12 protein-coding genes, 1 pseudogene and 1 other annotated feature are annotated in these 11,663 nt (G+C 51.5%); of the genes and pseudogenes, 6 read left to right on the plus strand and 7 right to left on the minus strand.

Annotated features, from left to right (window positions below; all coding sequences use genetic code 11):
- The 4 genes and pseudogenes from BGK49_RS09350 to satP form a co-directional block, all read left to right on the plus strand.
- Positions 1-130, plus strand: a 130-nt coding sequence (locus BGK49_RS09350; RefSeq protein WP_001554957.1) for an IS1 family transposase, incomplete at its 5' end; no start/stop codon positions are given.
- Between the two features lie 16 nt (positions 131-146).
- A pseudogene (locus BGK49_RS09355) lies at positions 147-329 on the plus strand (DUF2541 family protein); the annotation flags it as partial.
- Between the two features lie 25 nt (positions 330-354).
- The gene (msyB, locus tag BGK49_RS09360; protein WP_001102360.1) at positions 355-1,068 is read left to right on the plus strand and encodes an acidic protein MsyB; all 714 of its coding nucleotides are present in this window, start codon (positions 355-357) and stop codon (positions 1,066-1,068) included.
- A 148-nt stretch (positions 1,069-1,216) separates the two neighbouring features.
- Positions 1,217-1,783, plus strand: coding sequence for an acetate uptake transporter (gene satP, locus BGK49_RS09365; protein WP_000528548.1), 567 nt, complete (start codon positions 1,217-1,219; stop codon positions 1,781-1,783).
- A gap of 34 nt (positions 1,784-1,817) precedes the next feature.
- Here the strand turns inward: satP and mog are convergent, their stop codons facing one another.
- Both mog and tal read right to left on the minus strand, forming a co-directional pair.
- The gene (mog, locus tag BGK49_RS09370; protein ID WP_001094682.1) at positions 1,818-2,405 is read right to left on the minus strand and encodes a molybdopterin adenylyltransferase; all 588 of its coding nucleotides are present in this window, start codon (positions 2,403-2,405) and stop codon (positions 1,818-1,820) included.
- Positions 2,406-2,519: 114 nt separating this feature from the next.
- Positions 2,520-3,473 (minus strand): transaldolase, encoded by a 954-nt coding sequence (gene tal / locus BGK49_RS09375; RefSeq protein ID WP_000130189.1) that lies wholly within the window; start codon positions 3,471-3,473, stop codon positions 2,520-2,522.
- A gap of 278 nt (positions 3,474-3,751) precedes the next feature.
- Here tal and BGK49_RS09380 point away from each other — a divergent pair, with 278 nt between their 5' ends.
- Both BGK49_RS09380 and yaaA read left to right on the plus strand, forming a co-directional pair.
- A complete protein-coding gene (locus tag BGK49_RS09380; RefSeq protein ID WP_001112613.1) occupies positions 3,752-5,182 on the plus strand; it encodes an alanine/glycine:cation symporter family protein in 1,431 nt (476 codons plus the stop codon).
- Between the two features lie 69 nt (positions 5,183-5,251).
- On the plus strand, positions 5,252-6,028 hold the full coding sequence (gene yaaA / locus BGK49_RS09385) for a peroxide stress protein YaaA (protein WP_000906153.1): 777 nt from the start codon (positions 5,252-5,254) through the stop codon (positions 6,026-6,028).
- A gap of 152 nt (positions 6,029-6,180) precedes the next feature.
- Here yaaA and BGK49_RS09390 read toward each other — a convergent pair whose 3' ends face one another.
- From BGK49_RS09390 to thrL, 5 genes are all read right to left on the minus strand, one after another.
- Complete coding sequence (locus BGK49_RS09390; RefSeq protein WP_000738722.1) at positions 6,181-6,477, minus strand: DUF2502 domain-containing protein; 297 nt, start codon at positions 6,475-6,477, stop codon at positions 6,181-6,183.
- A 213-nt stretch (positions 6,478-6,690) separates the two neighbouring features.
- Positions 6,691-7,977 carry a threonine synthase gene (gene thrC / locus BGK49_RS09400; RefSeq protein ID WP_000781063.1) on the minus strand — a complete coding sequence of 429 codons (1,287 nt, stop codon included), beginning with the start codon at positions 7,975-7,977 and terminating at the stop codon, positions 6,691-6,693.
- Positions 7,978-8,910, minus strand: coding sequence for a homoserine kinase (gene thrB / locus BGK49_RS09405; protein WP_000241660.1), 933 nt, complete (start codon positions 8,908-8,910; stop codon positions 7,978-7,980).
- Between the two features lies 1 nt (position 8,911).
- Entirely contained in the window at positions 8,912-11,374 is a 2,463-nt protein-coding gene (thrA, locus tag BGK49_RS09410) for a bifunctional aspartate kinase/homoserine dehydrogenase I (protein WP_069375730.1), read from the minus strand.
- 25 nt (positions 11,375-11,399) lie between these two features.
- Positions 11,400-11,519: a sequence feature (Thr leader region), on the minus strand.
- The gene (thrL, locus tag BGK49_RS09415; protein ID WP_001386572.1) at positions 11,455-11,520 is read right to left on the minus strand and encodes a thr operon leader peptide; all 66 of its coding nucleotides are present in this window, start codon (positions 11,518-11,520) and stop codon (positions 11,455-11,457) included. It overlaps the preceding feature by 65 nt.
- Between the last annotated feature and the right edge of the window lie 143 nt (positions 11,521-11,663).

Here is an 11,663-nt window from a genome sequence, read left to right on the forward strand (position 1 = left end):
TGAGCGACATAATCTGAATCTGAGACAACATCTGGCAAGGCTGGGACGGAAGTCACTGTCGTTCTCAAAATCGGTGGAGCTGCATGACAAGGTCATCGGGCATTATCTGAACATAAAACACTATCAGTAAGTTGGAGTCATTACCAGCCACCCGTAGCGCCAGTCAGAGTCTGAATATTCCTTCAGAAATAAAAGAAGGGCAAACCACTGACTGGATCAACATTAACAGTGATAACGACAATAAACGCTGCGTCTCAAAAATCACCTTTTCCGGTCATACGGTGAACTCATCGGATATGGCCACGCTGAAAATTATCGGCGACGACTAACGCCAGAATATAGAAGCCACAAAAAATGAATGTTAATTACCTGAATGATTCAGATCTGGATTTTCTTCAGCATTGTAGTGAGGAACAGTTGGCAAATTTCGCCCGATTGCTCACCCATAATGAAAAAGGCAAAACTCGCCTCTCCAGCGTACTGATGCGCAACGAACTGTTTAAATCGATGGAAGGGCATCCCGAGCAACATCGCCGCAACTGGCAGCTGATTGCTGGAGAATTACAGCATTTTGGTGGCGATAGTATCGCCAACAAACTGCGCGGACACGGTAAATTGTATCGGGCCATTTTGCTCGATGTTTCAAAACGATTGAAGCTGAAAGCCGACAAAGAGATGTCTACGTTTGAAATTGAGCAACAGTTACTGGAACAATTTCTGCGTAATACCTGGAAGAAAATGGACGAGGAACATAAGCAGGAGTTTCTGCACGCGTTCGATGCGAGGGTGAATGAGCTGGAAGAGCTGCTGCCGCTGCTGATGAAAGACAAATTATTGGCAAAAGGCGTGTCGCATTTGCTTTCCAGCCAACTGACCCGCATTTTACGCACCCACGCAGCAATGAGCGTACTTGGGCATGGTTTGCTGCGCGGCGCGGGGCTGGGAGGCCCTGTAGGTGCGGCACTAAATGGGGTTAAAGCGGTCAGCGGCAGCGCCTATCGCGTGACGATTCCAGCCGTACTGCAAATCCCCTGCCTGCGCCGGATGGTTAGCGCCACTCAGGTCTGATACCGGAAACCGGGGAAAATTTTCATTTTCCCCTCAAAAGATCGTAGACACTGCCCCACTGGCTGATTATTATGCCGCGCCCTGAAAACACTACAGTTATTCAGGGAAATTATTTCACCATTCATTCGATGATGATTTTTGAGGAATTATGGGCAACACTAAGTTGGCTAATCCGGCACCGCTGGGCCTGATGGGCTTCGGCATGACCACCATTCTGCTTAACCTGCACAACGTGGGTTATTTCGCTCTGGACGGTATTATTCTTGCCATGGGCATTTTCTACAGCGGCATCGCGCAAATTTTTGCTGGTCTGCTGGAGTACAAAAAAGGCAACACTTTCGGTTTAACCGCATTCACCTCTTACGGTTCTTTCTGGCTGACGCTGGTTGCGATTCTGCTGATGCCGAAACTGGGTCTGACCGATGCGCCAAATGCACAGTTCCTTGGTGTCTACCTGGGTCTGTGGGGCGTATTTACGCTGTTTATGTTCTTCGGCACGCTGAAAGGCGCACGCGTTCTGCAATTCGTTTTCTTTAGCCTGACTGTGCTGTTTGCCCTGCTGGCGATCGGTAACATTGCCGGTAACGCCGCAATCATCCACTTTGCCGGCTGGATTGGTCTGATCTGTGGTGCCAGTGCAATCTATCTGGCGATGGGTGAAGTACTGAACGAGCAGTTTGGTCGCACCGTTCTGCCGATTGGTGAATCCCACTAATTGTTTTGAGATCCCCCCGCTCGGGGGGATTTTTTTATTCGCTAACGTCGCGTCTTGCACTCTTCGGTCTGAATGCAGCAACCACTTCTGGTGCCGTTTCAACGTATGGCCCTTCCAGCAACTGAATGCAGTACGGTACGCTGGCAAAAATACCGTGTACCACAACGTTACCCGCAGCGTCCTTCACACCTTCCAGCGTCTCTTTAATAGACTTCGGCTGACCGGGTAAGTTAAGGATCAGCGCCTGTTTGCGAATCACACCAACCTGACGCGAAAGGATCGCAGTTGGTACAAAATGCAGGCTTATCTGGCGCATCTGTTCACCAAAGCCAGGCATCTCGCGGTCCGCTACTGCCAGCGTCGCATCGGGCGTTACGTCACGACGCGCCGGGCCAGTTCCGCCCGTGGTGAGCACCAGATGGCAACTCATTTCATCCACTAGCTCACACAACGTTTGCTCGATGATCGCCTGCTCATCGGGGATTAAGCGGGTTTCCAGTTCAAACGGCGTGGTTAGCGCCGATGTCAGCCATTCTTCCAGCGCAGGGATGCCTTTATCCTGATAAACGCCGCTGGATGCGCGATCAGAGATGGAAACTAAGCCAATACGTAAAGTATTCATCAAGATTTTTCCGTTTAAACAGTCTCGTTAAACAGAATGATACACTGCGAAGGGAGTGACAGACAGGCTTCAGAAGAGGTAGCGTGACCGACTTCCCGGTCACGCTAAGAATGATTACAGCAGATCGCCGATCATTTTTTCCAGTTTTTCCTGGTCAATAGCAAACTTACGGATACCTTCCGCCAGTTTATCTACTGCCATTGGATCCTGGTTGTGCTGCCACAGGAACTCGGACTCAGTGATACGCGCCGGACGCGCTTTCACTTCGCCGGTGTAAGACAGTTTACGTTCGATAGCCCCTTCGCTCTCAGCCAGCTCTTTCAGCAGTGTAGGTGCGATGGTAAGACGGTCGCAGCCTGCCAGTTCCAGAATTTCGCCGATGTTACGGAAGCTTGCGCCCATAACCACGGTTTCATAACCGTGCTCTTTGTAGTACTGGTAGATTTCAGATACAGAAACCACGCCCGGATCTTCTGCCGGAGCGTACTCTTTCTTATCAGTATTCGCTTTGTACCAGTCAAGAATACGGCCAACAAATGGCGAGATCAGGAACACGCCTGCTTCCGCACAAGCACGAGCCTGAGCGAAGGAGAACAGCAGGGTCAGGTTACAGTTGATGCCTTCTTTTTCCAGCTGTTCTGCAGCACGGATACCCTGCCAGGTAGAAGCCAGTTTGATCAGAATACGATCGTTGCTAATACCAGCATCGTTGTAGAGTTTGATCAGGCGTTTTGCTTTCGCAATTGACGCTTCGGTGTCATAGGAAAGACGCGCATCAACTTCAGTTGAGATACGACCCGGAACCAGTTTCAGGATTTCCAGACCAATATTTACTGCCAGTTTGTCGGTCGCGTCCACGATCTGCTGCGCGCGATCGTTGCTCTGCTGTTTCGCCCAGGCGACAGCATCATCAATCAACTTACGGTATTCCGGAATCTGCGCTGCGTTAAGAATGAGAGAAGGGTTGGTTGTGGCATCCTGCGGTTGATACAGCTTCATTGCCGCGATGTCCCCAGTGTCGGCCACTACGGTGGTGTACTGACGAAGGGAGGTCAATTTGTCCGTCATGATAGTATTTCTCTTTAAACAGCTTGTTAGGGGGATGTAACCGGTCTGCCCTGATGATATCACGACGCAACGTCAGCGCAACCGCCGACAAGACGGTTATCGCCAGGCGAGACTGTTTCGGATTTCTGACACTGCGTTGATATCGCCCGCCATTTTTATACAAAACCTCATGTATGCTACGCAGAAGTTATCAAGTACCTCGTAGCGTATATACTTCTTAAACAATTGGTAACGTTTACACAGGAAAGTCATCGCGACCGGCAATAAGAGGGATATGCATGCCAGATTTTTTCTCCTTTATTAACAGCGTCCTTTGGGGATCGGTAATGATTTACCTGCTCTTCGGCGCAGGTTGTTGGTTCACTTTTCGCACCGGATTTGTGCAGTTTCGCTACATCCGCCAGTTTGGCAAAAGTCTTAAAAATAGCATTCATCCACAGCCAGGCGGTTTAACCTCATTTCAGTCATTGTGTACCAGTCTTGCGGCGCGCGTGGGTAGCGGCAACCTGGCCGGCGTTGCGCTGGCTATTACCGCCGGTGGACCTAGAGCCGTCTTTTGGATGTGGGTTGCCGCGTTTATCGGCATGGCGACCTCGTTTGCCGAATGTTCCCTTGCACAACTTTATAAAGAACGTGACGTCAATGGGCAGTTTCGTGGCGGACCGGCATGGTATATGGCGCGCGGGCTGGGGATGCGTTGGATGGGCGTTCTGTTCGCCGTCTTTTTGCTCATCGCCTACGGCATAATTTTCAGCGGAGTTCAGGCGAACGCCGTTGCCCGAGCCCTGAGTTTTTCTTTTGATTTTCCCCCGCTGGTGACAGGCATTATTCTCGCTGTCTTTGCTCTGCTGGCAATCACTCGCGGTCTTCATGGCGTCGCCCGGCTCATGCAGGGGTTTGTCCCGTTGATGGCGATAATCTGGGTGCTGACCAGCATGGTGATTTGCGTAATAAATATCGGGCAACTTCCCCACGTCATTTGGTCTATTTTTGAGAGTGCTTTTGGCTGGCAGGAAGCGGCAGGCGGCGCGGCGGGATATACCTTAAGCCAGGCGATTACTAACGGTTTTCAGCGCAGTATGTTTTCCAATGAGGCGGGAATGGGTTCGACGCCAAACGCGGCAGCGGCAGCGGCGTCCTGGCCTCCGCATCCGGCAGCGCAAGGGATTGTCCAGATGATTGGCATTTTTATCGACACCCTGGTCATCTGTACGGCAAGCGCCATGCTGATATTACTGGCGGGTAACGACACAACCTACATGCCGCTGGAAGGTATTCAGCTTATCCAGAAGGCGATGCGGGTGCTAATGGGTTCCTGGGGTGCTGAGTTTGTTACCCTCGTGGTTATTCTGTTTGCCTTCAGCTCCATCGTTGCCAACTACATTTATGCCGAAAACAATCTCTTCTTTTTACGCCTGAACACCCCTAAAGCGATCTGGTGTTTGCGGATCTGCACCTTCGCAACGGTCATCGGCGGCACCTTGCTAAGCCTTCCGCTGATGTGGCAACTGGCAGATATCATAATGGCCTGCATGGCTATTACCAATTTGACCGCCATTTTACTGCTCTCGCCTGTGGTTCATACCATTGCCAGTGATTATCTACGCCAGCGTAAACTCGGCGTGCGCCCGGTGTTTGATCCGTTGCGTTATCCGGATATCGGTCGCCAGCTTTCTCCGGACGCGTGGGATGATGTTTCGCAGGAGTAATCACAACTATCGATCAACTCATTCTCTTTTTTTGCTAAAGTCGGCATAAATTTCCTGCAAGGACTGGATATGCTGATTCTTATTTCACCTGCGAAAACGCTTGATTACCAAGGCCCGTTGACCACCACGCGCTATACGCTGCCGGAGCTGTTAGACAATTCCCAGCAGTTGATCCATGAAGCGCGGAAACTGACGCCTCCGCAGATTAGCACGCTGATGCGCATCAGCGACAAACTGGCGGGTATCAACGCCGCTCGCTTTCATGACTGGCAGCCAGATTTCACGCCGGCGAATGCCCGCCAGGCGATTCTGGCGTTTAAAGGTGATGTCTACACCGGCTTGCAGGCTGAAACCTTCAGCGAAGACGATTTCGATTTTGCCCAACAGCATTTGCGAATGCTTTCCGGCTTGTATGGCGTACTGCGCCCGCTCGATTTAATGCAGCCTTATCGTCTGGAAATGGGGATCCGTCTTGAGAATGCCCGAGGGAAAGATCTGTATCAATTCTGGGGAGATATCATCACCAACAAGCTGAACGAGGCGCTCGCAGCACAAGGCGATAATGTGGTGATTAATCTGGCGTCAGATGAGTATTTTAAATCGGTGAAGCCGAAGAAATTGAATGCCGAGATTATCAAGCCGGTGTTCCTCGATGAGAAGAACGGCAAATTTAAGATCATCAGCTTCTACGCTAAGAAAGCACGCGGTCTGATGAGTCGTTTCATTATTGAAAATCGGCTGACCAAACCAGAGCAACTGACTGGTTTTAATAGCGAAGGTTACTTCTTTGATGAAGCTTCCTCCAGCAATGGCGAACTGGTGTTTAAACGCTACGAGCAGCGTTAAGTTTGCAGTCAATGCCGGATGCGGCGTGAACGCCTTATCCGGCCTACAAAAGCATGCAGATTCAATATATTGCAGAATTCACGTAGGCCTGATAAGACGCGCCAGCGTCGCATCAGGCGCTGAATGCCGGATTGTTACCCGGCATTTGTCATTTAGCGGTGATGTTTGCCTAGACCATGACCGCCGTGATGATCATGAGGAGCTTTCTTATGGTGGCGCGGCGGTGGCGGCGGTCCGTGTGGGTGCCAGCGATTGCCTCGCCATTCATAATGTTGTTTCCACCAGCCGTGGTCGCGCCAGTGACCTCCATCCCAGTAATAGCCACGATTATCACGATCGCCTATCTGTAATTTTACTGACGGGACTAACGTAATTTCCGCAGCCTGTGCTGCCATGGGAGCGACCAGAACCAGGGAAAGTGCGAGTACGATAGATTGCATCTTTTTCACAGGTTACTCCTTTTATCATTGCCCGTTATGGGTCGATATCCGGAGATTACGCGATGAGAACGACGGTTGTTATTCTCCGCAATCCTAATCTCTAAGTTACCGCATTTATTGAGAATTTCTCCTTTTTCCCTGTCGTTTTTCTCCATAATTTCTTCATAAAAAAGCCGGGATGCATAAAAGCAAACCCGGCCTGATTGAGATAATGAATAGATTTTACTGATGATTCATCATCAATTTACGCAACGCAGCAAAATCGGCGGGCAGATTATGTGAAAGCAAGGGTAAATCAGCACGTTCTGCCAGCTCTTTTGGCAGATCCAACGTTTCACCGAGAATCGCTTCCACGCTCTCTTTAAATTTCGCCGGATGCGCGGTGCCGAGGAACAAGCCATATTCGCCTGGATTCAACTGGTCACGCAGCGCACGATACGCTACGGCAGCGTGCGGCTCCGAGGTGTAGCCCAGTTCTTTTAACTCACGCATTGTCTGTTGCGTGGTTTCATCATCCACGGCTGCATAACCCAGCTCTTTCAGTTGCCAGATTTTGCGGCGGAACAACTCTTCCACACGCGGCCAGTTGTTCGGCTGACTCACGTCCATCGCGTTGGATAACGTCGCCTGAGTCGCTTTGGGTGACCACTGACCGTCGTGCAGGAAACGTGGCACGGTATCGTTCACGTTGGTCGCAGCAATAAAACGTTTCACCGGCAGACCGAGTGACTTCGCCAGCAGACCCGCCGTCAAATCGCCGAAGTTTCCGCTTGGCACCGAGACAACCAGCTGGTTGCGCGCTTCCTGCGGCAGCTGCGCAACTGCTTCAAAGTAGTAGCAAATCTGCGCCAGCAAACGGCTGATGTTAATCGAGTTAGCTGAGTTTAACCCCAGCGCCACTTTCAGCTCTTCATCATCAAACGCCTGCTTCACCAGCGCCTGACAGGCATCGAAATCGCCGTCGATGGCAACAGTTTCGATATTGCCGCCCAATGTACAGAACAGTTTTTCTTGCAGTGGACTGATTTTGCCTCGTGGATAGAGGATAACCACTTTCACATTCGGTAAACCGTAGAAAGCATGAGCCACTGCCGCTCCGGTATCACCGGAGGTCGCGGTCAGAATGGTCACTGGCTTATCGCCCGCAATATGGGTCAGCATTTGTGCCATAAAGCGACCGCCGAAATCTTTAAATGCCAGCGTTGGCCCGTGGAACAATTCCAGACAACCGACATCGCTTTCAACATTGGCGACCGGAGCCGGGAAGGCAAACGCCGCGCGCACGCGCTCTTCCAGGATTTCCTGCGGGATTTCATCACCAATAAACGCCGAGAGGATCTTCGCACTGCGGGTGACAAAATCCAGCTTCAGCATCTCATCAATTTCAGTCAGGCTGAATTCCGGCAGGTCGTGCGGAAAAAACAGCCCCTGATTTTTGCCCAACCCCTGGGTTACGGCTTGCGCAAAGCTGACCTGCTCATTGTGATCTTTCAGATTGTAGAGTTTCATTTAGTTTTCCAGTACTCGTGCGCCCGCCGTATCCAGCCGGCAAATATGAACAAAACCTTCCTGATTTTGCAGGTAGTTCTTACCCAACCAGTCGGCAACGCGCTGGGCGGTATCCGGCTTGTCACACAGAGCGAACAAGGTCGGGCCGGAGCCGGAGATACCGCTCGCTACCGCGCCGATTTCCGCAACCGCCTGCCGCGCCTGCCGGAAGCCAGGCAGTAACCGTTCACGGTAGGGTTCAGCGATAACATCTTTCATCAGCTTCGCGGCAAGCTCAGGCTGACGGGAATAGCAGGCGTGAATGAAGCCAGCCAGATGTCGCCCGTGCGCAATGCAATCCTGGCGGCGATACTGCGCCGGTAAAATAGCCCTGGCTTCTGCCGTTGAGACTTTAATCCCCGGATACGCCAGCACCCACAGCCACTCATCAAACCCTGGCACTTGCTGGCTGATGATGTCGTTTTCTTCGATCATCAACTGCATACCACCAAGAAAACACGGTGCCACGTTGTCGTAATGAATGCTGCCGGAGATTCGTCCTTCCAGCTCGCCCATCAAAGCCAGCAAACGAGTGTCATTAAGCGGCTTGCCACAGTGTTCATTCATCGCCATCAGCGCCGCGACCACCGAACAGGCGCTGGAGCCTAAGCCCGAACCGATTGGCATATTCTTTTCCAGAGTCATCGCCACTGGAATTTGCTTGCCAAGCTCCTGGCAAAAACGCTCCCAGCACTGATAAACGATATTTTCCCGTGGTTCTGACGGCAGCTTATCGGCAAAGCGTCCGAGGTTGTTGAGACTGAATGTCTCTGCCGCCTCAACCGTGACTACATCTCCGAGCAATGCACCATCAACAGGTGTCACCGCCGCCCCGAGCACATCAAACCCGACGCTCATATTGGCACTGGAAGCCGGGGCATAAACTTTAACCATGTCAGACTCCTAACTTCCATGAGAGGGTACGTAGCAGATCGGCAAAGACACCGGCAGCTGTAACGTCATTGCCCGCACCATATCCGCGCAGCACCAACGGCAGCGGCTGATAATAGTGGCTATAAAAGGCCAGGGCGTTTTCGCCATTTTTCACTTTGAACAGCGGATCATTACCATCCACTTCGGCAATCTTCACGCGGCAGGCACCATCTTCATCAATATTGCCAACATAGCGCAAAACTTTTCCTTCATCACGGGCCTTCGCCACGCGCGCGGCAAAGAGATCGTCGAGCTGTGACAGATTCGCCATAAAAGCGGCAACATCACCCTCAGCGTTAAACTCTGCGGGCAGCACAGGTTCAATTTCAATATCCGCCAGCTCCAGTTCACGTCCCGTTTCACGAGCGAGAATCAATAGCTTACGCGCTACATCCATACCAGAAAGATCATCTCGCGGATCCGGTTCGGTATAACCCATTTCCCGCGCCAGAGTAGTCGCCTCGGAGAAACTCATGCCTTCGTCTAACTTGCCGAAGATATAAGAAAGCGAACCTGAAAGAATGCCGGAGAACTTCATCAATTCATCACCAGCATTGAGCAGATTTTGCAGGTTCTCAATAACCGGTAATCCAGCCCCAACGTTGGTGTCATAGAGGAATTTACGCCGCGATTTTTCCGCCGCATGACGCAACAGATGGTAGTAATCCATCGACGAGGTGTTGGCCTTTTTGTTCGGCGTGACAACGTGGAAACCTTCGCGCAAGAAGTCGGCATATTGATCCGCCACTGCCTGGCTGGAGGTGCAGTCAACAATGACCGGGTTCAGCAGATGATATTCTTCCACGAGGCGAATTAAGCGCCCGAGATTAAACGGCTCTTTGGCTTGCGCCAGTTCTTCCTGCCAGTTTTCCAGATTTAGGCCATGCACATTGGTGAGCAGTGCCTTCGAGTTGGCAACACCGCAGACACGTAAGTCGATATGTTTATTCTTCAGCCAGCTTTGTTGACGCTTCAGTTGCTCCAGCAGCGCACCGCCAACGCCACCGACGCCAATCACAAACACTTCGATAACCTGATCGGTATTGAACAGCATCTGATGAGTAACGCGCACGCCAGTGGTCGCATCATCGTTATTTACCACGACAGAGATTGAGCGTTCAGAAGATCCCTGAGCAATGGCGACAATGTTGATATTGGCGCGGGCCAGCGCGGCAAAGAATTTCGCCGAGATCCCACGCAAGGTGCGCATACCATCACCTACCACCGAGATAATGGCCAGCCGTTCCGTCACCGCCAGCGGCTCCAGTAAGCCTTCTTTCAGTTCCAGGTAGAACTCTTCCTGCATTGCCCGTTCAGCTCGCACACAGTCGCTTTGTGGAACGCAGAAACTGATACTGTATTCGGAAGATGATTGCGTAATCAGCACCACGGAAATACGGGCGCGTGACATTGCAGCAAAGACGCGCGCCGCCATGCCGACCATTCCTTTCATCCCCGGACCAGAAACGCTGAACATTGCCATATTATTCAGATTGGAAATGCCTTTGACCGGTAATTCGTCTTCATCACGGCTGGCACCAATGAGCGTACCTGGTGCTTGAGGATTTCCGGTATTTTTAATCAGGCAAGGGATCTGGAACTGGGCGATGGGGGTAATGGTGCGGGGGTGAAGAACTTTAGCGCCGAAGTAGGAAAGCTCCATCGCTTCCTGGTAGGACATCGACTTCAACAACCTCGCATCGGGCACCTGACGCGGGTCGCAGGTATAGACCCCGTCAACGTCCGTCCAAATCTCGCAACAATCGGCGCGTAAACAGGCAGCCAGCACCGCCGCGGAGTAGTCGGAACCGTTACGTCCAAGTACCACCAGTTCGCCTTTTTCATTACCGGAGGTGAAACCTGCCATCAACACCATGTGATCAGCCGGAATGCGGCTTGCCGCAATACGGCGGGTGGACTCAGCAATATCGACGGTAGATTCGAGGTAATGCCCCACTGCCAGCAGTTTTTCGACCGGATCGATAACGGTAACGTTGTGACCACGCGCTTCTAACACGCCGGCCATAATGGCGATCGACATTTTCTCGCCACGGCAAATCAGCGCAGCGTTGATGCTATCCGGGCACTGCCCCAACAAACTAATGCCATGCAGGACATGTTTTATTTGGGCAAATTCCTGATCGACGAAAGTTTTCAATTGCGCCAGCGGGAACCCCGGCTGGGCGGCGGCGAGTCCCGTCAAAAGTTCGGCAAAAATACGTTCGGCATCGCTGATATTGGGTAAAGCATCCTGGCCGCTAATGGTTTTTTCAATCATCGCCACCAGGTGGTTGGTGATTTTGGCGGGGGCAGAGAGGACGGTGGCCACCTGCCCCTGCCTGGCATTGCTTTCCAGAATATCGGCAACACGCAGAAAACGTTCTGCATTTGCCACTGATGTACCGCCGAACTTCAACACTCGCATGGTTGTTACCTCGTTACCTTTGGTCGAAAAAAAAGCCCGCACTGTCAGGTGCGGGCTTTTTTCTGTGTTTCCTGTACGCGTCAGCCCGCACCGTTACCTGTGGTAATGGTGATGGTGGTGGTAATGGTGGTGCTAATGCGTTTCATGGATGTTGTGTACTCTGTAATTTTTATCTGTCTGTGCGCTATGCCTATATTGGTTAAAGTATTTAGTGACCTAAGTCAATAAAATTTTAATTTACTCACGGCAGGTAACCAGTTCAGAAACTGCTATCAGACACTCTTTTTTT

The sequence above is a fragment of the Shigella sp. FC1544 genome, assembly GCF_001722145.1.
Lineage (GTDB): Bacteria > Pseudomonadota > Gammaproteobacteria > Enterobacterales > Enterobacteriaceae > Escherichia > Escherichia coli.

Bases quoted from the DNA above. Each gene is read 5' to 3' on its own strand.
- thrB (WP_000241660.1), bottom strand. From the start codon at position 8,910: ATGGTTAAAGTTTATGCCCCGGCTTCCAGTGCCAATATGAGCGTCGGG.
- tal (WP_000130189.1), bottom strand. From the start codon at position 3,473: ATGACGGACAAATTGACCTCCCTTCGTCAGTACACCACCGTAGTGGCC.
- mog (WP_001094682.1), bottom strand. From the start codon at position 2,405: ATGAATACTTTACGTATTGGCTTAGTTTCCATCTCTGATCGCGCATCC.
- yaaA (WP_000906153.1), top strand. From the start codon at position 5,252: ATGCTGATTCTTATTTCACCTGCGAAAACGCTTGATTACCAAGGCCCG.
- satP (WP_000528548.1), top strand. From the start codon at position 1,217: ATGGGCAACACTAAGTTGGCTAATCCGGCACCGCTGGGCCTGATGGGC.
- thrA (WP_069375730.1), bottom strand. From the start codon at position 11,374: ATGCGAGTGTTGAAGTTCGGCGGTACATCAGTGGCAAATGCAGAACGT.
- thrC (WP_000781063.1), bottom strand. From the start codon at position 7,977: ATGAAACTCTACAATCTGAAAGATCACAATGAGCAGGTCAGCTTTGCG.
- msyB (WP_001102360.1), top strand. From the start codon at position 355: ATGAATGTTAATTACCTGAATGATTCAGATCTGGATTTTCTTCAGCAT.
- BGK49_RS09380 (WP_001112613.1), top strand. From the start codon at position 3,752: ATGCCAGATTTTTTCTCCTTTATTAACAGCGTCCTTTGGGGATCGGTA.